Genomic DNA, 19,977 nt, shown 5'->3' with positions numbered 1-19,977 from the left:
GTCAGTCCATTGGGGTAGTGGCCAATCCTGAAGCCTTCTGGGGGCTTCGACCCTGGTTCGAATCCAGGATGGACTATTCTTGTCGCGACCAACTCGGGAGCGACAGTATCGTGATTAGTGGATTCGAAGCCCGGAGGATGAACGCAGTGAGTCCTCAGTCGGTTCGAATCCAGGATGGACTATTCTTTCTACGAACGAACTCCCGAGCGACAGCGCTACTTCCCGTTCCCGACAGCCACCCCTTACTTGACACTCGCCGTCCCAGTACACCCATGCCACCCGCTCACGTCCTCGTCCCGCTGGACGGGTCGCCGCTGGCGGACGACGCGCTCGAACACGCCCTGGAGACGTTCGACTGTCGGGTCACGGTGTTGAACGTCGTCGCACCGCTGGACAGTGCGATGAGCGAGGGCGGCCTGCTCGAACCGGGCGAGGACCGCCGCGAGGCGGCGAGCGAGCGGGCCGACAATCTGGTCGCTCGCGCCCGCGACCAGGCCGCCGCGGTCGACCGGACCGTCGAGACGGCCGTGGAGACAGGTGACCCGGCCGACACCATCCTCGCGTACGTCGACGACCACGACATCGACCACGTGGTGATGGGGGGACACGGCGGCTCCCGAAACGAACTGGCCCGACGGTTGCTCGGGACGGTGGCGACGGCCGTCGTGGGCGAGGCGCCGGTGACGGTGACGGTCGTGCGGTAGCTACGTCAACACCAGCGCGAGCCCCCGGTAGAGCACGAAGCCGACGACGATGGAGGAGACGAGCGTGATGAGCCAGAAGCCGACGGTGACGCCGATCTTCCGCCGGGAGACGCCCGCCGACCCGCCGGCGAGCCCGCCGCCGATGACGCCGGAGATGATGATGTTGTTAAAGGAGATGGGGATGCCCAGCGCGATGGCGGCCTGGGCGATGATGAAGCCCGGGACCAAGGCGGCGATAGAGCGCCGGACGCCGAGCTGGGCGTACTCGCGGGCCGTGGCCTGTAACAGTCTCGGCGCACCCATCCACGCGCCACCCAGGATGCCGACGGCGCCCAGGCCCAGCAGGAGGATACTGGGCAGTCCCAGTTCGGCTGTGTAGAGGTTCTCTAGTGGACCGGTCGCCAGCCCGACCTGGCTCCCGCCGCTGGAGAAGGCGACGACGCTGCCGAGCACCACGAGGAAAGTCCTGATGCCCTTGTCCACCGACGCCTGTGTCTTCTTGCGGATGTAGGCGAAACTGCCCACCGCGAACAGTAGCGTCGCGACGACGACCACGCCGGGCAGCGGGACGAGCATGGCGGCGAAGCCGGCCAGCGAGTTCTGTGTCGCGCCCGGCGGGGACGGGACGATACTCAGCTGGACGTTGGCGACGATACCGCCGACGACCGCCGCCAGCAGCGGCACGCCGACGGTCTCGGGGATGTCGTCCCGCCGCAGGATTGTCGCGGTGACGTAGGCCAGCCCACCGGAGACCGGCGGGACGAGCGCCCAGAACGTGAGGATGCGCTGGTACGTTCCGAAGACGGGGGCACCGCCCAGCGACAGCCCGACGCCGACCATCGCGCCGGTCGTCGCGAACGCGGCCGGAACGGGGTAGCCGCTGTAGATGCCGAAGGCCATGAACATCGTCGCGGTCAGCAGGCCGGCCGTGGCCGCCAGCGACGTGATGGCGACGCCCTCGGTGAGCCCCGCACCGACAGTCTCGGAGATGGCGCCGCCCTGGGTTAGCGCCCCCAGCGCGGCGAGGATGCCGATGAGAAACGCTGCCCGCATCGTCGAGATGGCGTTGGCACCGATCGCCGGCGCGAACGGCGGGGAGTTGCTGTTGGCGCCCAGCGTCCAGGCCGTCACGAGGCCGGTCAGCGTCGCGACTGCGACCAGCGCCCAGAAGAGAACGTCCGCCACTGGGTATCAGGCCTCCCAGCGTGCTGGCGCTGTCATTACTCGTGGTTGACGCGCTACGTGGATAAGGGTTCGCGCCCAAAGCTGGTCGTTTCTGCCCCGACCGCGCCGGTGACTCGGAGCCAGCGGCACACGCCCCGTCTAGTACCCCAGCGACTCGCGAACCAGCACCAGCGTCGTTCGGCCCTCCTCTGCTTCCTGCCGGTAGATGAGCTGCTTCCCGATCATGCTTCCCTGGCCGTAGGCCTCCTGTGCGCGGGCGTTCTCCAGCGGGTAGGCCACGTCCTCCAGGCGGTCCAGCGCCGCGTCGAGGTCGTCGACGAGCTTGTTGGTGCCGGCGACCAGCAGGAGGTTCGAAGCGGCGAACGGATACGCCCCGATGCGGCTGCCGGAGGCGTCGGCGGCGACGAGTTCGCCGGTGGCGGCGATGGCGTTGACGCTGCCGACGAAGTAGTCGCTGGCCTGGGCCTCGCGGCGGGCGCGCAGACGTTCGGCGTCGTCGTCGATGCCATAGACCTCGCCGTGGCGGTTGTCCCACTCGTGGTCGCCCTCCATCAGGTGGTCCATGAACCCGATTTCCTCGAGCGTCGTGGAGTGGCCGTCCATCACGCTGGCCCCGGCGGGAATCTGACTCGTGAGTTCGTCCAGGGCCGCGGCCGCGTCGTCGACGACGACGACGTCGAAGCCGCTGGCTTCGAGGCTCTCGACGGCGGCGTCGAGTTCGTCGTCGGTGGGATGGGTGTCCAGCGATTCGTCGTAATCGACCGTCTCGGCGTAGCCGTCCTTGTTCGCCATAGGGAGTGGGTCGCAGTCACCGGGCAAAAGCGCTCGCGGACACCGCCGTTACCGGGTAACATCGGCACAACCACTCGAATGGAACACCGCCCCTTGGCCGAACACTCATGTGTCACGGCGACCCACTCCCACTATCGAATGTCGCGCCGCTACGACCACGCACGGGTCAAGGAGTACTGGCAGCACGTCTGGGACCGGGAGGGAGTCTACGAGACGCCCGACGAGGTCACGGACCCCGAGTACGTCCTGGGGATGTTCCCCTACACCTCCGGCTCGCTGCACATGGGCCACATCCGGAACTATGCTATCACCGACGCCCACGCCCGCTACCGGCGGATGGCGGGCGACGACGTACTCCATCCGATGGGGTGGGACGCGTTCGGCCTGCCCGCCGAGAACGCGGCCTACGAGCGCGATACGGACCCAGAATCGTGGACCCGCGCCTGTATCGAACGGATGCGCGACGACCTGGCGGAGATGGGGTTTGGCTACGACTGGTCCCGCGAGATAACGACCTGCGACCCCGAGTACTACCAGTGGAACCAGTGGCTCTTCACACGGTTTCTCGACGAGGACCTCGTGGAGTACGACTCGGCGACGGTCAACTGGTGCCCTGACTGCGAGACCGTCCTCGCGGACGCGCAGGTCGAGACCAGCGTTGCGGCGGAGACGCAACGGGGAGACGGCGAAGCCGTCGACTACGAGGGGGCGACCCACGGCCACGCGGCCGGCGGCGTCTGCTGGCGCTGTGGCACGCCCGTCGAACGGCGGGACCTCGACCAGTGGTTCTTCACCATCACCGACTACGCCGACGAGCTGTACGATGGGCTGGACGACCTCGACGGGTGGCCCGAGGGTGTCAGAGACAGCCAGCGCAACTGGATCGGGCGACAGTCGGGCGCCAGCGTCACGTTCGACGTGGGCGAGTACGGCGACGTGTCGGCCTTTACCACCCGGCTGGACACCGTCTACGGCGCGACGTACCTCGCGCTGGCACCGGGCCACGACCTGGTGGACGAACTGGCCGAGCACGACGACGACGTGGCGGCCTATCTCGAGGAGGTCGCAAGTACCGACGATGCCGGGCTCTCCGGCGTCGAGACCGACCTGACCGCGACCCACCCGTTTACCGGGGAGGCAATTCCGGTGTACGTCGCCGCCTACGTGCTAGACGACGTGGGCACCGGCGCGGTCATGGGCGTGCCCGCCCACAACGACCGGGACCACGCCTTCGCCGACGAGCACGACCTCCCCGTTTCCCAGGTCGTCGAACCCGTCGACGGCAGCGGGACCGACCTGCCCGAGGGCCCCTATACCGAGGACGGGATGCTGACCGAAAGCGGCGAGTACGACGGGCTCGCGAGTTCGGCCGCCCGCGAGCGCCTGCTGGACCACGACGGGGTCGAGGCAGCGACGACCTACCGGCTGCGGGACTGGCTCATCTCCCGACAGCGCTACTGGGGGACGCCCATCCCCATCGTCCACTGTGACGACTGCGGGGCGGTCCCCGTCCCCGACGAAGACCTCCCGGTCGAACTCCCGGAGTACGTCCAGACGACCGGGAACCCGCTCGACGCCGCCGACGAGTGGAAACAGACGGCCTGCCCCGACTGTGGCGCTGACGCCGTCCGCGAGACGGACACGATGGACACGTTCGTCGACTCCTCGTGGTACTTCCTGCGGTTTCTCAGCCCCCACTTCGAGGACGCTCCCTTCGACCAGGCAACCGCCGACGAGTGGCTCCCCGTCGACGTCTACGTCGGCGGCGAGGAACACGCCGTCCTCCATCTGCTCTACATCCGCTTTTTCACGCGGGCGCTCGCGGATGTGGGCCTGCTGGACCGACGCGAACCCGTCGAGCGGCTCATCAACCAGGGGACGGTGTTACACAGCGGCAAGAAGATGTCAAAATCGGCGGGCAACGCCGTTGCCCCCCACGAGTACGGCGCCGAGACCACGCGTCTGTTCGTCCTCTCGGCGGCCCACCCCGCTCAGGACTTCGAGTGGACCGTCAAGGACGTCTCGACGGCCTACGACTTCCAGCAGGACTGCTACGAACTGGTCGCCGACTTCGCCGACCAGCGGGACCGGCGCCGGCGCTCGCAGGCGGCCGGTCCCGTCCGCACGGAGAGTGAGCCCCACGACGCCTATCTCGAACGCGAGATCGACCGCACCATCGCGGCCGTCACCGAGGAGTACGACCGCTTTCGCTTCCATCGGGTCGTCGGCGAGCTCCAGCGCTTTGCCCGCCTGCTGCGCCGGTACGCGAGCTACGAGCCGCCCTACCTCTTCGCTTACAGCCGCGGCTTGCGGGTGCTGACGAAACTGCTCGCGCCAATCGCTCCCTACCTGGCCGAGGAGCTGTGGCACCTGCTCTCCGAGGACGGGCTGGTCGCCGAGGCCGACTGGCCCGAACCCCTGCGTGACGTCTCGGACCACCGCATCGAGCGCCAGCTGGTCCGGACGACGCTTGCAGACGTCCGGGACATCACCGACGTCGTCGATATCGATGACCCCGACCACATCGAACTCGTCGTCGCCGCGGCCTGGAAGTACGAGGCCTACCGTATCGCCCAGCGAGCCGACCCCGACGACGCCATCGTCGGCGAGATTATGAACCACGAGTCGATGCAGGCCCACGGCGACGCCGCCGCCGACTACGCCGCGACCCTCGCCGACCGGAGCAAAGGGCTCGAACCCATCGTCGACGGCGAGCAAGAACTGGAGGTGCTCCAGCAGGCTGTCTGGCTCTTCGAGGACGAGTTCGGCGCCGACGTGACGGTGCGGCGAGCGACCGACGACGACGAGCTGGCGGGGAAAGCGAAGCCGAACAAACCGGCGATTCACATCTCCTGACCCGACCCGCCCACCTAAATTGGGGGTCAAATTATTTGTCTCGGGAACCCGGAGCTTCGTGTATGTCTCACGAGGTGGAGGATGAAACGACGGTCAACGATAGCTACTCGGTCACTGTGCCGGCGGCAGTTCGACGGGAGGCCGGTCTCGAAGCGGGCGACAAGATTCGGTGGCACGTCGACGAGGATGGAGCGCTTTCCGTACAGGTCGTCAAACAGCAGTACGGTGCGTTCTCCGAGCTAAATCCCGTCGACACCGGGGAACCGACCGACGCGGCGTCAGACCACGACTTCATTGCCGGGGACTACTGATGGCGCGGGTGGTCGTCGATGCGAACGTGCTCATCGCCGCGCGTCTCTCGCGGGATCAGAATCACGAGCGGGGCGCTGCTATTTCCCGAGGCGTAGATACGGGGACACTCCCGACCGGGGTTATTCTGAGTGATGTCCTCGAAGAAGTCGTAAACTATCTCCAGGCCAGAGGCGGACCTGAGGCTGCGACAGAGACGCTCGATGCCCTCATCGAAAGCAGTGGCTTCGTCCTCACCCACACACCGAAATCGGATTTCGATGCCGGTCGCTCGCTGTTCCGCCGTCACGAGTCACTCTCGCTAACTGACGCTGTCGTCGTCGCTGCGATGCAGCGACTCGATATCGAGTATCTCTACAGTTTCGATGACGGCTTCGATGGTGTCGACGATATCACTCGTCTCACGACTGCCGACGACCCCTTCGAGCAGTGACTGTGCGGTTGGCGACCGAAGACGACGGGTTGGCTGTCCGCTGAAAGCCGTCCGCCGCGCGCGGAGCGCGAGGCGGTTCCCCGGACCCGAGGGAGCGAAGCGACCGAGCGTCCGGCCGTTTTTCCCCATGTTTTTACGAGGAGCCCTCCCAGCGGCGCTTCGCGCCGCGAGGAAGGGAGACGCAGTAAAAAGTGGCAAATAGCCGGCCCGCGAGCGTTGGGGTATGACCGACCGCACGGCGGCCGTCACTCGCGAGACGGCCGAGACGGACATCGAGGTGACGCTGGATATCGACGGCGACGGCGATTCGACTGTCGACACCGGTATCGGCTTCTTCGACCACATGCTCGACTCCTTTTCGACGCACGGCCTGTTCGATTTGACCGTCCAGTGTGACGGCGACCTCGAAATCGACGACCACCACACCGTCGAGGACGTGGCCATCACGCTCGGTGAGGCCTTCGAGGAGGCGCTCGGCGAGAAGCGCGGCATCGTCCGCTTCGCCGACCGGAAGGTCCCCCTCGACGAGGCCGTCGCCAGCGTCGTCGTCGACATCTCCGGGCGGCCGTACTACGGCTTCGAGGGCGACTTTTCCCAGGCGGAGGTCGGCGGGATGACCAGCCATATGGCGAAACACTTCGGCCGCTCGCTGGCGACGAACGCCGGGCTGACGCTGCACTGTGGCGTCGAGGGCGAGAACGCCCACCACGAGATAGAGGCGCTGTTCAAGGGACTGGCGCGGGCCTTAGACGACGCGACCCGAATCGACGAACGGCGCAGCGACGTGGCCAGCACGAAAGGCGAACTGTAGGTTTTTTGACTTCTCGAACGACGTCACAGCGGCGGCGGGAGAATATCGTTCACCACCTCGAAGAATGATTTTATAATTCGAATGGGTGTAACAGGTGGCATGAAAGGGACACGACGCCAGTATCTCATGGCGCTCGCTGGCTCGGGGGTAGCTGGAGTGGCTGGCTGCTCCGGGGGCGGCACCGACACGCCGACTGGGGGCACCGAGACGAGGACCGAGACTGAGACGGCCCAACCGACCGAAACCGAGGCGCCCACGTCGACACCGACCGAAGACGACAGCTCGGGGTCTCAGCAGTCGATGGCGGTCCCCCGATGGACGTCGTGGGTTCCGGCCGATCTGGTGGTCGCCGACGGGTACGAGGTCCACGCCGCGGACGTTCAGCGGTTACGGAGCGACTTCCCGAGTGACTCCGATTGGAACCGCGCGATACAGCAGCGAGCGAGCGGCTTCGGGGTCGATGCGGCGGATATGACGGATATGATAGAGATAGTGGATTCCGGCGGCTCCACCACGGTCATCACGGGGACGTTCGACCCCGAGGCGGTCCGGTCGCATCTGGGCTTCTCGAGCTCCCAGACAGACTCGTATCAGGCATTCACGGTACTCGGTGACTCGACAGCCATCGGGGAGACAGCGCTCGTCCAGGGGCAGTACCGGTCCGTCCTGGATACGCGCTTTGACTCGAATCCGGCCCTCGGGACGACCGACGACGACTGGAGGCCGCTGCTCTCGACGCTCACCGGCGGGACGCTCGTCACCGCCAAACCGGGCTACGACGGCAATGCGTCGTTCTCCACGACGCCGCTCCGTCACGGGTTCGTCATCAACGCGGGAAGCGATGGGGGGTCGGTGCTTACGGAGCAGTTCCTGTTCGCCTCCCAGTCGCAGGCCACCACCGTCTACGACAGCGACCGAGAGACGCTCTCCCAGCAGCTCGAGAGAACCGAGCGGACAGTCCGGCGTCTCGAACAACAGGGACGGCGGATCGTCATCGTCACCGAACAGGATACGTTCGACATATAGCACGGGCGCTGGACGACGCGACCCGCATCGACGAACGGCGCAGCGACGTGGCCAGCACGAAATGCGAACTCTGACTGCGCATTTTTCGGACGCCTGGCCTGCGGATTTTTAATCGCTGGGATCGCACGCCCACCTATGAGTGAGCGATCGAGCCGGCGTCGGTATCTACAGGCGCTCGGTGTGGCCGGAACGGCGGGGTTGGCGGGGTGTTCGAGCCCGTTCGGTGACAGTCCCAACGGGACGGACGAGCCCTTACAGACCGCGGAATCGCTGCCGGAGTGGACAGGGTGGGTGCCGGCCGAACCCGTCACGTCGGGCGAGCACGAACTCCTCTCTATCGACACCCAGCGAGTCCGCGAGGAGTTTCCCGATCTGGCCGACGACGAGTGGGACCTGAGCGAGCTCGCCGACGAGCTCGGTGTCGCGGAAGACGACATCTCGCATCTTGTCGGGCTCATGGACGACTCCGAATACGAAGTGTCGGTTCTGACGGGCTCGTTCGACGCGGAGACGATCCGGTCGAACAACGACTTCTGGTGGTTCCAGATGGACTCCTACCAGGGGTACACCACCGTCGACTCCGAGATGGCGTTCGGCGACGGCGTCTCCATACTCGGCGAGTACGAGCCCGTCCTCGACAGGCGAGTCGGTGAGACGCCGCCGCTCGGCGAGAACGACGAGGACTGGCGGACGTTCCTCTCGACAATGGCCGGGCGGACGATTGTGTACGCGACCGAGGGCACGTTCCAGTCGCCGACGGGACTGGAGCCCGCGCGAACCGGGCTCTCTGTCGAGAAGGTCGACGGGACCACGGAAGCCACACTGGCGTACATGTTCGACTCCGAATCCGAGGCCACCGACGTGTACGAGAACCGAAAGGGAAGGGTCAACGCCGCCGCAACCGGACAGGGGGGCACCGTCCAGGATATCAGCCTGGAAGGCAAACAGGTCATCGTGACGATACGAGGCAACGATATCACGTTCTGAGAGCGGTCGCGGTTCGGCCGGACGAGCCAGCGCCACCGATCACCGCTGGACTCGCTCGATTCGGTCTCTCGCTTTCGGTCCCCGGGGCTGTGAGAGAACAGACGCGGCGAGAACGAACCCACGCGTTCGTTCGCCTTCTGAGACCCCAAGAGCGAAACGCGCCGCCACCGATGACTCCGGTATGTTCGACGAGATAATGGAGAAGTTCGAGGACTCTCCGGGCCAGCAGGCCGTCATCCGTCTGCTGCTAGAGCGGGGGTTCTCGGTCAACGAAGAGGGGCGGGTGGTCTCGGGCGGTATCGAGATACCCAACACCGGTATTGCCCGCGAAGTCGGCGTCGACCGCCGGGTCGTCAACGCCACGACGGACGCCATCCTCGCCGACGACGAGTTGCGTCGCATCTTCCGGAACATCTCGGCCGTTCCCAGTCTGCTGGACCTCGCGCCGGTGCTCGATTTGACCGCCATCACCATCTCGGTGCGGGCGGCCGACGAGTCCGGCATCGTCTCGCGGGTGACGGGTGCTATCGCCGAGCGGGACATCTCCATCCGGCAGGTCCTCTCCGAGGACCCGGAGTTCACCGACGACCCCAAACTGTACGTCATCACCGACGAGGCCCTTCCCGGCGAGCTCATCAACGAACTGCGGGAGATGGCGTTCGTCCGCACTATCGAGCTGGCCTGACTCGAACGGAACCTGTCAACGGGACTTTTATTCTCCCGCCGCGAGCCAGGGCACGCATGTACCCTCCACTCGCGGTCGGCATCCCCGGCGTGACAGAACTGCTCGTGATACTCATGACCGCGCTGTTGTATCTCGGCGTCCCGGCGCTCATCGCCGTCGCCGTCTATCACTTCTACGACGGGAAGTACGGCTACGACGAGCGCATCGACGACCTCGAATCCCGTCTCGACCGGCTGGAAGAATAGGGCGGCCACATCCACTACGACCGTTTTTGTCCGTGTGGCGGGACGATATGATATGTCCCACCCCGTCACCATCACCGTCGAGACGCCCGATGGCGAGACCCGGGAACTGACCGCGCCAGCGGGGTCGATTCTCCGCGACGTGCTCCTCGATGCGGAGCTGTCCCCACACGGCCGCTACGCGCGTCGGCTCAACTGCGGCGGCAACGGGCTCTGTGCGACCTGTGGCGTCCGGCTGGCCGAGCCGCCTGAGCCCGACCACTGGCACGACGACCTCGCCGAGCGCTTTGGCTATCCGCGGCTGTCCTGCCAGCTCCGGGTGCGCGAGGGGATGCGTGTGCAGTTGCTCGATAAACGGATGTGGGGGAGTCGGCAGCCCGACGACACCGACGTGGCCCCGACCCATGACGAGCAACGGTAAGGGCTATTCGGCGGGCGCGACTACCGCCGAACGTGGCAGACAGCTATCGGACCGTCGCCGAGCGGGCCGCCGCCAGCTTCGAGGTACAGGGCTCGGAGTTCATCGGCCACGTCGCGCCAGTCGAGACCGTCGACGCGGCCGAGGCGTTCGTCGAGGAGATTCGCGAGGCGTACGCCGACGCGACCCACAACGTGCCGGCCTACCGAGTGCGGGCCGAACCGTTCCGGGAGTATTCGAGCGACGACGCCGAACCCAGCGGGAGCGCGGGCAAGCCGGCGCTGAACGTCCTCCAGCAGCGCGAGATAGCGAACGTCGTCGCCGTCGTCACCAGATACTACGGCGGGACGAACCTCGGCGTGGGCGGGCTGGCCCGCTCGTACTCGCGGGCGGTCAAGGAGGGAGTCGACGCCGCCGGCGTCGTCGAGTCGGTCCCCCACGAGCGCTTCGTCGTCACCGTCGAATACGACGATTCGGGCAGCGTGCGGAGCCTGCTGGAGTCCGCCGACGTGGACTTTTCCGCCGAGTACGAGACCGACGTGACCTTCACCGTCCGGGTGCCGACGGCCGAGGGGAGCGGACTCCGGGACCGCGTCCGCAGCGCGACCAGCGGCCGGGCCGACATCGAGACCGACCACTGAGCGCGACAGGTCGGGCCGACGTCGATACTGACGGCAACTTGAAAGCTAATGCCCAAAACGATTCTACATTTCGGATGGAGAGAAAAACCACCGCTGTCTACGGGTTTCCAGCGGAAGAAAGGGGGTTCGAAACGCCGCGAACGACCGAGATATCCGTCATAGACACACCCACCTAAAAGCGGTTTCGACTCGGACTACCGGGGTCAGGTCGTCCGGAACGCCCGGTCTCCGGCATCGCCCAGCCCCGGGACGATAAAGCCCTCCTCGTTGAGTTCGTCGTCGATGGCGACGGTCAACAGGTCGACCTCGGGGAACGAGTCGGCCACACGGACGATGCCGGGCGGGGCCGCCACCGCCGAGAGGACGATGAGGCCGTCGGGGTCAGCCCCCTGGTCGGTGATGTGTTCGAGGACCGCCGACATGGTAGAGCCCGTCGCCAGCATCGGGTCGGCGACGATGACGGTGTCGTCGGGCTCGATGTCGGGCAGTTTCACGTAGTCGACGGAGATGGGGAACTGGCCGTCCTCGTTCATCCCGGTCGACTCGTCCCGACTCGCCGAGATGACGCCCTGGCGGGCCCGGGGGAACGCCTTGAGCAACCCCTCGACGAAGGGGGTCGCTGCCCGGAGAACGTTGACGATGACCACGTCGTCAAGCCCCGTCACGCGCTCGCCCATCGTCGTCGTCAGCGGCGTCTCTATCTCGACGTACTCGGTCTCCATGCGCCCGTCGATTATCTCGTAGCCACAGAGGTGGCCCAGTCGGACGAGCCCCTTCCGGAACTCGACCTGTTCGGTGTCTTTCTCGCGCAGCCGTGAGAGCTCGTCTCTCGCGAGCGCGTGGGTGACCAGCGAGGCGTCACCGCGCCGTTCGAGTGCCATACGGTGGTTCTCGGCGGGTGGGGAGTAAACGCTGACGGGGACAGTGTCTGTCCGGCTTAGGCCGGCTGCTCGACGCCGAGCTCCTCGAGCAGGGTCCGGGCGGCCTCGGCCGAGGAGGGCGGGCCCCGGGCCGTGACGAGGTCGCCGTCGACGGTGACGCTGGTGTCTTCGTCGAGTTCGGCGTCCCACTCGCCCCCGGCGGCTTTCACCTCGTCCTCGACCCAGTAGGGGAGCTTGCGGCCGTCGGGCATCCGGCCGTTGTCGTCGACGATACCCTCCTCCCACTCGTTGGGGAACCCAGTCACGGAGCGTCCGTCGACGAGGAAGTCGCCGGTGCTCTCCCTGGTAAAGGCCAGGATGCCGACGGCGTGACAGACGACCATCGCTTTGCCGTCCTCGTGGGCCACGGCGTCCCGCAGGAGCCGGCGCGCGTCACGGTCCTGGTTGACGTCCCACTCGGTGCCGTGGCCGCCCGGGAAGACGACGGCGTCGTAGTCGCCGGCGTCGACCTGCGCGATGGGCGTCGGGTCGTTCAGGCGCTCGTCGTTCTCGTGGACCGACATACAGCGTTCGGCGGTCTCCTCGCCGACCTCCTCGGGGTCGACGGAGCGCTCGTCGATGACCGGTGGGCTGCCACTCGGTGTGGCGACCTCGATGTCGACGCCCGCGTCGGTGAGTGTGGTGAGCGGCTCGATACATTCCTCGCCCCAGTAACCTTCCTCGCTGACTACGAATAGTGCAGATGGCATCAGTACTGGATAGGTGGAGGAGACGGATAAACGGAACAACCGGCCGCCGCGTCGTGACCCTCGGTCACACGCTCGTCGGCCGCCTGCCTGCCGGCCGACGCCGCGGCGGAAACGCTTAACCAGTCCCGGCGACAACTACCGACCACACGGTACCACACCGTCCGTACTTTCTACAATGGCAGATATCGAAGAGAGCGTCTCAGGATTCAAGACACACGGCGGCTGGGTCGACGTGGTCGAGCACGGCGAGCGCATCACGCAGGCACTCCAGGATGTGCTCGGCGACGAGGAGGTCGAGGCGGACATCGACGACGACGCCCTGGCGGAGTTCGACGACTGGCGGCCCAAGACCCACGAACGCCTCGACGAGGACGTCAACGAGAAGACGGCCGAACAGGCCAGCATCGACGAGGGCAAGGGGGAGCAGGCCGGCAAGGAGCCCGACGAGGACCTCCAGAAAGCCGGCGAGAAGCTCTCGGAGTCCTACGAGAACCTCGACGAACCCGACGAGGCTATCGACAAGTGGGGCGAGTCCGTCGATTACGTCGCCCGCGCGGCCGACTCGGCCGGACGGAAGGCGCTGCGCAAGGTCGAGGACACGGTCTACCGCAACGTGATGACACAGATCGCGCCCTACTACTTCGACAACCCGCTCGTGAGCGCGAACCTCCGGCGCATCGGCGACGAGGAGGCCCCGGAATACGTCTTCGAGGTCAACGTCAACGACGACGACCTGAAGATGCGCGTCTCGAACCGGCTGGCCGACTTCGACTCGGACGTCGACCGCTGGCACGTCGACACCGAGAAGGTGACCGAGGCGGTCGAGGCCGCCGAGGGCGTCGACGCGGTCGAACCCGGTGAGGACGGCGACCCGAACACGAACTAGCGGGCTAGGCCCGCTCCCGGAACCGCTATCCGAGCGACCACCCCCGCTACGCGAGCGACTCCGACAGCGAGCCGGGCGGTTGCCCACCACGTCGGGCACAGCTGCCGGGCGTGGTGTGGCACGTGTTTTCACACCCCTCTGCTTCGAGTGGAGATTCGGCGTCCGGCGGTCGCGGCGATGCCGGGAACGGGTACGGTCCCCGGGCTTCACCGCTCCGTTCCCGTCACTCGAAGGCCGGCACCAGCGACCGCGGGACGTGATTCCTGACACCGTCGACGACCGCTGTGGGCTTGCCGGTCGCCAGTGGCGGGAGCGTGGCGACGGACTCGCCCGTCATGCGCTCGATGACCGCTGGGTTCGTCCGTTCGGCAGTCGTCGCGCCCTCGTACTCGTTGAGGACGACGCCGCTGACGGGCACCGAGCGCCGGTCGAGCGCCGCGACGGTCAGGGCCGTGTGGTTCAGCGTGCCGAGCCCCGAGCGGGCGACGATGACGACCGGGATAGCCAGGTCCGCCACGAGGTCGAGTACTTCGCGGCCCCCGGCCAGCGGGACGCGCAGGCCACCGATACCCTCGACGACGCCGACCTCGCTCCCCTCTAGTATGTGGGCACAGCCCGCCCGAATCTCGTCGTAGGGAAGCTCCGCATCGACCTGCTCGGCGGCGACCGCGGGCGCCAGCGCCGGTTCGAGCCGCCGGAGACAGGTCGCGGCGTCGTCGGTCCCACAGGCCTCGGCGACGTAGGCCGCGTCGTCGTCCGGCGGATAGCCGGTCTGACAGGGTTTGACCGCGGTCGCGTCGACCCCCTCCTCGCGGAGCCAGCCGACCAGCCCCGCGGTCACGACGGTCTTGCCGACGCCGGTCCCGGTGCCCACGACCGCGAAGTCGCCGGTCATCGGCGCCCGACCTCCCGGCTGGCCTCGCCGAGGGCGCGCAGGCACTGCTCGACCTGCTCGTCGGTGTGGGTCGCCATGGGGGCCAGCCGGATTCGGCTGGTCCCCTCGGGCACCGTGGGTGGTCGGATGCCCGGCGCGAGGACGCCCCGCTCGCGGAGACACTCGGCCAGGGCCATCGTATCGGCGCGGTCGCCGACGACCACGGGGAGAATCTGGGTCGAGCCACGCACCTCGTAGCCCAGGTCTTCGAGCCCCTCGCGCAACCGGGCCACGATATCCCAGAGCCGCCGCCGTCGGTCGCCCTCGCGTGCGATTTCGAGCGCCCTGGTCGCCGCGGCCGCCGCGGGCGGAGCAAGCCCCGTCGAGAAGACGAACGACCGGGCGACGTTGCTGAGATGTTCGACCAGCGCCTCGCTCCCGGCGACGTAGCCGCCCTGGGCGGCCAGTGCCTTCGATAAGGTCCCCATCTGGACGTCGACGCGGTCGGCGAGCCCCTCGCGCTGGACGATGCCGCCACCGTCGTCGTACAGCCCCGTCGCGTGGGCCTCGTCGACCATCAGCCACGCGTCGTACTCGTCGGCAAGGTCAGAGAGTTCCGAGAGCGGCGCCACGTCACCGTCCATGCTGAACACGGAGTCGGTGACCACCAGCCAGGACTCGCCGTCGCCGCCGCGGTCGCGCTCGGCGAGTTTCGCCGCCAGGTCCGCGGTGTCGCAGTGGTCGTAGACGACCGTCTCGGCGCCGGCGAAGCGACAGCCGTCGATGACGCTGGCGTGGTTCAAGGCGTCCGAGAACACCACGTCGGGCGCCAGCGCGGTCAGCACGCCGACGTTCGTGGCGTAGCCCGAGGAGAACACGAGCGCCCGCTCGGTCCCCTTGGTCTCCGCAATCGCCCGTTCCAGCCGCCGGTGGACGGGCGTGTCGCCGGTCACCAGGCGGCTGGCGCCGGCCCCCGTCCCGACCTCGCGGGCGGCCCTGGCGGCCGCGTCCTGGACGCGCTCGTCGGCCGCCAGTCCGAGGTAGTCGTTGGCCGCGAAGACGAGCGCGCTCGGGTCGTCGAACGCTGGCTCGCCCCCCTTCGGGTCCGGGGCGACGCGACTCGACGGGGCGACCCGCTCGACCGGCGTCAGCTCCCGACGCAGCCCCTTCGCCTCGCGCTCGGCCAGTCGGGCCGACAGGTCGAAGCCGTGGCCCACGGTAGACGCCTCCTCGGACATCTAAAAGCCCGGCATCAGTTCGCCGGGGCCGAACACGCCGTACTCGCCGGCCCGGTTGCGCCGGACGCCCGCCTTCATGTAGCCAAGCGCCGGGCCGTTGACGTTGGCCTCCATGCTGGTGTCGTCGTCGAGCTGGAACGTGTTCGTCCCCGTCTCGCCGTCGAAGGTCCGCCCCGTGACGCTGACCGTCGTCGTCGTGGGCTTCTCGTCGGCGGTCAGGTCGAGGATGCCGCCGACGGTGACGTCCTCGGCGTCACAGATGCCCGCCCGCTCAAGCAACACGTCGTCGGCGTGTTCCATGTCCTCGAACTCGATGACGCCGTCGTGCTCGTCGATGACGGCCTCTATCTCGGCCTCGCTCATCTCGCGTGCGTCCTCGATGTCGTAGTCGGGCAGGTGCGCGATGTCCTCGCGGACGGTCCCGCGGTTGTCCTCGTAGCCCGACTTGAGCCCGACGCCCCACCAGATGTCGACGGACTCGATCTCGACGAACGACTGGGCGGCAAGCGCCGCGGCGCCGGTGAGAAAGCCCGGCGTCGCGCCCGCGCCACAGACGACGGTCATCCCCGCAGCCTCCAGTGCGTCGGCCCGGTCGTCCAGCATGTCGATGACTCTGGAGCGTTTGAGCACGTCGATGACGGTCCCCGAGTAGTCGGCCTCGGCGAAGCGGTCGACGACCCGCGGGATGAAGTCGTGTTCGAAGTTCGGCAAGGCGACCAGCACGGCGTCGATGGCCTCGCTCTCGGCGATGACGTCGTCGATGGGCGTCTCGGTCGGTTCGGCCTGGGCCGAGGCGACGACACCGGCGTCCTCGCCGGTCTGCTTGACCCCCGCCGCGGCCGCGCCGCCGCCGTCCGTCGAGACCCGGTCCTCGGGGTCGCTGGCGATGTTCCCCTCCGTCGCCGCGAGCAGTTCGTCCACGTCGAGTCCGCCGTGGTCGATGGCGACCCCGTGGCGGTCACAGGCCGCGACGGGCGTCAGCCCCTCCTTCTCCGTCGAGACTTCGAGCGTTCGTCGACCGATACCACCGGTGCCGAGTACGGCGAATGTGATCTCGTCCATGCTATCCTCGATAGAGTGTGGTCGGCAGTGCGGGTGCCCCGACTTCCGCGAGCGCCGGGCGCGGTCGCCCGACCTCGTCAACGTCGCTCTGATAATCGGTTGACGGGGATAAAAAACGACGGGACGCCGACACGTCCGTCGCGCCTGCCGGGGTCGCTTCCGGCGTGGCCGGCTGTGACCGCAGCGTCCCCTGGCCGTGTCGAACGGTAGGCTCATTTGGCAGAACCACAAACGGCGCTGTAGATGGTAGCGACGAGTGTGATTGTGACGCTCATCGTAGCGTCGGCGGCGAGTCTGTTCATGGCGTGGGCAATCGGGGCCGGGTCGTCGGGGTCGACACCGTTCGCCCCGGCGGTCGGAGCCAACGCGATATCCGTCATGCGAGCCGGCTTCATCGTCGGCATCCTCGGGCTGGCCGGCGCGGTGTTGCAGGGCGCGAACGTCACCGAGACGGTCGGTGGCGGCCTCGTTCTCTTCCCCGACGGCGGCGGGCTCTCCGCGATAGCGGCTATCGTCGCCCTCGTGACGGCGGCCCTGCTCGTGGCCTTTGGTATCTTCACCGGCTACCCCATCGCGACGGCCTTCACCGTCACCGGCGCCGTCGTCGGCGTCGGGCTGGCGATGGGCGGCCAGCCGGCGACGGCCAAGTACATCGAAATCGTCTCGCTGTGGGTCGCCGTACCCTTCGTCGGCGGCGGCATCGCCTACGCGACGGCCTCGTTACTGCGCAACGAGTCGGTCCCCGAAGACGTCGCGGTCCCACTGCTGGGCGCGCTCGTCGCCGCGCTGCTTGCGAACGTTCGCTTTGTCCTGCTTGCGCCCGGCTCCGAGCAGGCCTCCGTCGCGCGGGCGGTCGGCCGGGCGCTCGGGACGCCGATACTGCCGACGATAGCTGCCGTCACGCTCCTTTCGGCGCTGGTCGGTGGCGGCCTGCTCTACCGCGACGTGCGCGCCGACCCCGCGGCCGGGCAACGGCACTTCCTGCTCGTGCTGGGCGGTCTGGTCGCCTTCTCGGCCGGCGGGAGCCAGGTCGGGCTCGCGCTGGGTCCGCTGCTCCCGCTGCTGGACTCCGGTCCGGCCTCGATTATCCCGATTACGGGCGTGCTCCTCTTTGGCGGTATCGGCCTGCTCATCGGCTCCTGGACGGGCGCGCCGCGGATGATAAAGGCCATCGCACAGGACTACTCCTCGCTGGGGCCCCGGCGCTCCATCGCCGCGCTCATCCCGAGTTTCCTCATCGCCCAGACGGCCGTCTTCTTCGGTCTCCCGGTCTCGTTCAACGAGATCATCGTCTCGGCCATCGTCGGCTCCGGCGCCGCTGCCGGCGACGGCGAAGTCAGTCGCGGGAAGATGGGCAAAACGGTGCTGGCGTGGCTCGGCTCGCTCGTGCTCGCCTTCGTGCTGTCCTACGGACTCTTCTTCGTCGTCGACTCGCTATTCTGAGACTGGGTATCGCTACTGCTCTGTGGTTCACTTCGCTCTACGGGTCACTGTGTTCCCCGTCGTCGGGCGGCAAAGCCGCCCGACTGCTTGAGGGACCTCCGGTCCCTCTCCGCTTCGCTTCGAGGTATCTCGCTGCTCCGCGGCTCGCTTCGCTCCTCTGTGGCTCACTACGTTCACCGCTTCGCTTCGAGGCGCGAAGCGCCTCGCTCTCACCGCATCGCTTTGTCGAGGTTCTTCCCTACGGTCAGAACCTCGCTGCGCTCGAACCCTCGCTACTGCTCCACGGCTCCCTGGGGTCGCCGTTCCGCTTCGAGGAATCTCCCTGCGGTCGAACCCTCGCTACTCGACCTGGGCTTCCTCGGCCTCGTCCTCGTCGAGGTCGAGCTTGAGGATGCGCGCTTTCATGATGCGGGTGTTCTCGACCTGCTCGATGCGTATCTCGACGCCCTCGTAGGTGATGGTCTCGCCTTCCTCGACGAGTCGGCCGGCGCGGTTGAAGATGAAGCCGGCGATGGTCTCGAACTCCTCGCCCTCCGGGAGCTCGAGGCCCAGCGCCTCGTTGACTTCCTCGATGTTGACCTCGCCTTTGACCGTGACGGTGTCGTCGCCGATGTACTCGATTGGCTCTTCCTCCTCGCCTTCGAGAATCTCGCCGACGATTTCCTCGGTGAGGTCCTCCATCGTCACGAGCCCTTCCGTCGTCCCGAACTCGTCGATGACGATGACCATGTGGAGCCGCTCGGCGCGCATCTCGGTTAGCAGGTCGTCGACGTTCTTCGATTCGGGGACGTGCAGGGTCGGCTCGATGAGCTCCTCTAAGACGATGTCGTCGGCGAACTTCTCGCCGTAGTCTAAGTCCCGGACCAGGTCGCGGATGTGGACGACGCCGATGACGTTGTCGAGGCTGCCCTCGTAGACGGGCAGCCGGGCGTGGCCGCTCTGGATGGCCGTCTCGAGGGCCTCGCGGATGGAGGCGTCCTTGGCGACGGCGGTCATGTCCAGACGCGGCGTCATCACTTCCTTGGCGATGGTGTCGTTGAAGCGTAGCGTGCGCTGGAGCATCTCCCGTTCCTCTTCGTCTAAGACGCCCTCGCGTTCGCCGGTCTCGATGATGTCCTGTATCTCCTCGCGGGTGACGTAGGAGGTCTCGATGGCCGACCGGCCGCCGGTTATCTTGTTGACGATGCGGGTCAGGTAGTCGAAAAAGAGGATGAGCGGGAGCAGTACCTTCTCGGCCAGCTTCAGCGGCTTCGAGATGCGTAGCGCCCACGACTCCGTGTTCTCGACGGCGTAGCTCTTGGGGGCGCTCTCGCCAAAGAGCAGGACGATGGCGGTGATGCCAAAGGTCGCCGCGAGCACGGCCTGCCCTCGCGAGAGGTAAAAGCCAAGCAGTCCGGTCGCGATGGAGGACATCGCGATGTTGACGAGGTTGTTACCGACGAGGATGGTCACGAGCAGGCGGTGCGGGTCGGCCTTGAGTTGCTGGAGGGTGCGCGCCCCCGGCACGCCGTCCTCGACCAGCGCTTCCGTCCGGTGGGCTGGCAGCGAGAACATCGCGATCTCCGAGGAGGAGAAAAAGGCCGACAGGACGATGAGGAGGAGTATCGTGACGATGCCGCCGACGAGGACGGCGCTCTCGGGGACGGCGATGCCGACGACGTCGAACGTCTGTTGCATCGCCACCGGCAACTCTACGGGCGCGGGTAAGGCCATCAACGGTCGGAGTTGTCATCGCCGAGGATTAAGCCTTGCCAT

21 protein-coding genes, 1 tRNA gene and 1 pseudogene are annotated in these 19,977 nt (G+C 67.1%); 15 read left to right on the top strand and 8 right to left on the bottom strand.

From position 1 onward, the window contains the following. Positions 1 to 3 precede the first annotated feature (3 nt). Positions 4 to 76 (top strand) — tRNA-Gln (locus EGD98_RS10075). A 196-nt stretch (positions 77 to 272) separates the two neighbouring features. Next, on the top strand, positions 273 to 704 hold the full coding sequence (locus EGD98_RS10070) for a universal stress protein (protein ID WP_220588249.1): 432 nt from the start codon (positions 273 to 275) through the stop codon (positions 702 to 704). On the opposite strand, the gene EGD98_RS10065 is transcribed toward EGD98_RS10070, so the two are convergent. Further along, positions 705 to 1,889 carry an inorganic phosphate transporter gene (locus tag EGD98_RS10065; RefSeq protein WP_220588248.1) on the bottom strand — a complete coding sequence of 395 codons (1,185 nt, stop codon included), beginning with the start codon at positions 1,887 to 1,889 and terminating at the stop codon, positions 705 to 707. 138 nt (positions 1,890 to 2,027) lie between these two features. Continuing rightward, positions 2,028 to 2,681, bottom strand: coding sequence for an LUD domain-containing protein (locus EGD98_RS10060; protein WP_220588247.1), 654 nt, complete (start codon positions 2,679 to 2,681; stop codon positions 2,028 to 2,030). A 138-nt stretch (positions 2,682 to 2,819) separates the two neighbouring features. Between EGD98_RS10060 and EGD98_RS10055 the strand changes: the two genes are divergently transcribed. The 11 genes and pseudogenes from EGD98_RS10055 to EGD98_RS10010 all read left to right on the top strand — a co-directional run bounded on the left by EGD98_RS10055 (position 2,820) and on the right by EGD98_RS10010 (position 11,089). Continuing rightward, positions 2,820 to 5,537, top strand: coding sequence for a leucine--tRNA ligase (locus tag EGD98_RS10055; protein WP_220588246.1), 2,718 nt, complete (start codon positions 2,820 to 2,822; stop codon positions 5,535 to 5,537). Positions 5,538 to 5,599: 62 nt separating this feature from the next. Next, on the top strand, positions 5,600 to 5,848 hold the full coding sequence (locus EGD98_RS10050) for an AbrB/MazE/SpoVT family DNA-binding domain-containing protein (RefSeq protein WP_220588245.1): 249 nt from the start codon (positions 5,600 to 5,602) through the stop codon (positions 5,846 to 5,848). Beyond that, entirely contained in the window at positions 5,848 to 6,279 is a 432-nt protein-coding gene (locus EGD98_RS10045) for a type II toxin-antitoxin system VapC family toxin (RefSeq protein WP_220588244.1), read from the top strand. The genes EGD98_RS10050 and EGD98_RS10045 overlap by 1 nt, the downstream gene beginning before the upstream one ends. Before the next feature lie 223 nt (positions 6,280 to 6,502). Then, complete coding sequence (gene hisB / locus EGD98_RS10040) at positions 6,503 to 7,090, top strand: imidazoleglycerol-phosphate dehydratase HisB (RefSeq protein WP_220588243.1); 588 nt, start codon at positions 6,503 to 6,505, stop codon at positions 7,088 to 7,090. A gap of 99 nt (positions 7,091 to 7,189) precedes the next feature. Continuing rightward, positions 7,190 to 8,116 carry a hypothetical protein gene (locus EGD98_RS10035; protein WP_220588242.1) on the top strand — a complete coding sequence of 309 codons (927 nt, stop codon included), beginning with the start codon at positions 7,190 to 7,192 and terminating at the stop codon, positions 8,114 to 8,116. Further along, positions 8,113 to 8,190 (top strand): annotated as a pseudogene (locus EGD98_RS21170) (imidazoleglycerol-phosphate dehydratase); the annotation flags it as partial. The gene EGD98_RS10035 and the pseudogene EGD98_RS21170, both read left to right, overlap by 4 nt. A gap of 61 nt (positions 8,191 to 8,251) precedes the next feature. Continuing rightward, positions 8,252 to 9,103 carry a hypothetical protein gene (locus EGD98_RS10030; protein WP_220588241.1) on the top strand — a complete coding sequence of 284 codons (852 nt, stop codon included), beginning with the start codon at positions 8,252 to 8,254 and terminating at the stop codon, positions 9,101 to 9,103. 181 nt (positions 9,104 to 9,284) lie between these two features. Continuing rightward, positions 9,285 to 9,788: a TrpY family transcription regulator gene (gene trpY, locus EGD98_RS10025; RefSeq protein ID WP_220588240.1), complete on the top strand. Its 504-nt coding sequence runs from the start codon at positions 9,285 to 9,287 to the stop codon at positions 9,786 to 9,788. A gap of 56 nt (positions 9,789 to 9,844) precedes the next feature. Beyond that, entirely contained in the window at positions 9,845 to 10,033 is a 189-nt protein-coding gene (locus EGD98_RS10020) for a hypothetical protein (protein WP_220588239.1), read from the top strand. Between the two features lie 52 nt (positions 10,034 to 10,085). Then, entirely contained in the window at positions 10,086 to 10,451 is a 366-nt protein-coding gene (locus tag EGD98_RS10015; protein WP_220588238.1) for a 2Fe-2S iron-sulfur cluster-binding protein, read from the top strand. A gap of 32 nt (positions 10,452 to 10,483) precedes the next feature. Then, positions 10,484 to 11,089, top strand: coding sequence for an IMPACT family protein (locus EGD98_RS10010; RefSeq protein ID WP_220588237.1), 606 nt, complete (start codon positions 10,484 to 10,486; stop codon positions 11,087 to 11,089). Positions 11,090 to 11,292: 203 nt separating this feature from the next. Here EGD98_RS10010 and upp read toward each other — a convergent pair whose 3' ends face one another. Next, positions 11,293 to 11,970 (bottom strand): uracil phosphoribosyltransferase, encoded by a 678-nt coding sequence (gene upp / locus EGD98_RS10005; RefSeq protein ID WP_220588236.1) that lies wholly within the window; start codon positions 11,968 to 11,970, stop codon positions 11,293 to 11,295. Positions 11,971 to 12,026: 56 nt separating this feature from the next. Then, a complete protein-coding gene (locus tag EGD98_RS10000) occupies positions 12,027 to 12,719 on the bottom strand; it encodes a type 1 glutamine amidotransferase domain-containing protein (protein ID WP_220588235.1) in 693 nt (230 codons plus the stop codon). Positions 12,720 to 12,894: 175 nt separating this feature from the next. On the opposite strand from EGD98_RS10000, the gene EGD98_RS09995 reads away from it, so the two are divergent. Then, positions 12,895 to 13,605 carry a DUF5828 family protein gene (locus EGD98_RS09995; protein ID WP_220588234.1) on the top strand — a complete coding sequence of 237 codons (711 nt, stop codon included), beginning with the start codon at positions 12,895 to 12,897 and terminating at the stop codon, positions 13,603 to 13,605. Positions 13,606 to 13,828: 223 nt separating this feature from the next. Here the strand turns inward: EGD98_RS09995 and bioD are convergent, their stop codons facing one another. From bioD to bioU, 3 genes are read right to left on the bottom strand one after another with little or no spacing between them, the layout of a single operon-like run. Beyond that, positions 13,829 to 14,500 (bottom strand): dethiobiotin synthase, encoded by a 672-nt coding sequence (gene bioD / locus EGD98_RS09990; RefSeq protein ID WP_220588233.1) that lies wholly within the window; start codon positions 14,498 to 14,500, stop codon positions 13,829 to 13,831. Next, positions 14,497 to 15,696, bottom strand: coding sequence for an aminotransferase class I/II-fold pyridoxal phosphate-dependent enzyme (locus EGD98_RS09985; RefSeq protein ID WP_220589392.1), 1,200 nt, complete (start codon positions 15,694 to 15,696; stop codon positions 14,497 to 14,499). Before EGD98_RS09985 ends, bioD begins: the two co-directional genes overlap by 4 nt. 21 nt (positions 15,697 to 15,717) lie before the next feature. After that, on the bottom strand, positions 15,718 to 16,779 hold the full coding sequence (gene bioU / locus EGD98_RS09980; RefSeq protein ID WP_220588232.1) for a (S)-8-amino-7-oxononanoate synthase BioU: 1,062 nt from the start codon (positions 16,777 to 16,779) through the stop codon (positions 15,718 to 15,720). A gap of 243 nt (positions 16,780 to 17,022) precedes the next feature. Here bioU and EGD98_RS09975 point away from each other — a divergent pair, with 243 nt between their 5' ends. After that, positions 17,023 to 18,222 carry an inorganic phosphate transporter gene (locus tag EGD98_RS09975; RefSeq protein ID WP_220588231.1) on the top strand — a complete coding sequence of 400 codons (1,200 nt, stop codon included), beginning with the start codon at positions 17,023 to 17,025 and terminating at the stop codon, positions 18,220 to 18,222. 339 nt (positions 18,223 to 18,561) lie between these two features. Here the strand turns inward: EGD98_RS09975 and EGD98_RS09970 are convergent, their stop codons facing one another. Next, a complete protein-coding gene (locus EGD98_RS09970) occupies positions 18,562 to 19,935 on the bottom strand; it encodes a hemolysin family protein (protein WP_220588230.1) in 1,374 nt (457 codons plus the stop codon). Positions 19,936 to 19,977: the final 42 nt, after the last annotated feature.

The sequence above is a fragment of the Haloarcula salinisoli genome, assembly GCF_019599405.1.
Lineage (GTDB): Archaea > Halobacteriota > Halobacteria > Halobacteriales > Haloarculaceae > Haloarcula > Haloarcula salinisoli.
The sequence above is the reverse complement of the archived record's forward strand: the minus strand, read 5'-3'. Positions and strand labels throughout refer to the sequence as shown.

Excerpts from the sequence above, each read along its gene's own strand:
- EGD98_RS10070 (WP_220588249.1), top strand. The coding sequence starts at position 273 with ATGCCACCCGCTCACGTCCTCGTCCCGCTGGACGGGTCGCCGCTGGCG.
- EGD98_RS10060 (WP_220588247.1), bottom strand. The coding sequence starts at position 2,681 with ATGGCGAACAAGGACGGCTACGCCGAGACGGTCGATTACGACGAATCG.
- EGD98_RS10055 (WP_220588246.1), top strand. The coding sequence starts at position 2,820 with ATGTCGCGCCGCTACGACCACGCACGGGTCAAGGAGTACTGGCAGCAC.
- EGD98_RS10050 (WP_220588245.1), top strand. The coding sequence starts at position 5,600 with ATGTCTCACGAGGTGGAGGATGAAACGACGGTCAACGATAGCTACTCG.
- EGD98_RS10045 (WP_220588244.1), top strand. The coding sequence starts at position 5,848 with ATGGCGCGGGTGGTCGTCGATGCGAACGTGCTCATCGCCGCGCGTCTC.
- hisB (WP_220588243.1), top strand. The coding sequence starts at position 6,503 with ATGACCGACCGCACGGCGGCCGTCACTCGCGAGACGGCCGAGACGGAC.
- EGD98_RS10035 (WP_220588242.1), top strand. The coding sequence starts at position 7,190 with ATGAAAGGGACACGACGCCAGTATCTCATGGCGCTCGCTGGCTCGGGG.
- EGD98_RS10030 (WP_220588241.1), top strand. The coding sequence starts at position 8,252 with ATGAGTGAGCGATCGAGCCGGCGTCGGTATCTACAGGCGCTCGGTGTG.
- trpY (WP_220588240.1), top strand. The coding sequence starts at position 9,285 with ATGTTCGACGAGATAATGGAGAAGTTCGAGGACTCTCCGGGCCAGCAG.
- EGD98_RS10020 (WP_220588239.1), top strand. The coding sequence starts at position 9,845 with ATGTACCCTCCACTCGCGGTCGGCATCCCCGGCGTGACAGAACTGCTC.
- EGD98_RS10015 (WP_220588238.1), top strand. The coding sequence starts at position 10,086 with ATGTCCCACCCCGTCACCATCACCGTCGAGACGCCCGATGGCGAGACC.
- upp (WP_220588236.1), bottom strand. The coding sequence starts at position 11,970 with ATGGCACTCGAACGGCGCGGTGACGCCTCGCTGGTCACCCACGCGCTC.
- EGD98_RS10000 (WP_220588235.1), bottom strand. The coding sequence starts at position 12,719 with ATGCCATCTGCACTATTCGTAGTCAGCGAGGAAGGTTACTGGGGCGAG.
- EGD98_RS09995 (WP_220588234.1), top strand. The coding sequence starts at position 12,895 with ATGGCAGATATCGAAGAGAGCGTCTCAGGATTCAAGACACACGGCGGC.
- bioD (WP_220588233.1), bottom strand. The coding sequence starts at position 14,500 with ATGACCGGCGACTTCGCGGTCGTGGGCACCGGGACCGGCGTCGGCAAG.
- bioU (WP_220588232.1), bottom strand. The coding sequence starts at position 16,779 with ATGGACGAGATCACATTCGCCGTACTCGGCACCGGTGGTATCGGTCGA.
- EGD98_RS09975 (WP_220588231.1), top strand. The coding sequence starts at position 17,023 with ATGGTAGCGACGAGTGTGATTGTGACGCTCATCGTAGCGTCGGCGGCG.
- EGD98_RS09970 (WP_220588230.1), bottom strand. The coding sequence starts at position 19,935 with ATGGCCTTACCCGCGCCCGTAGAGTTGCCGGTGGCGATGCAACAGACG.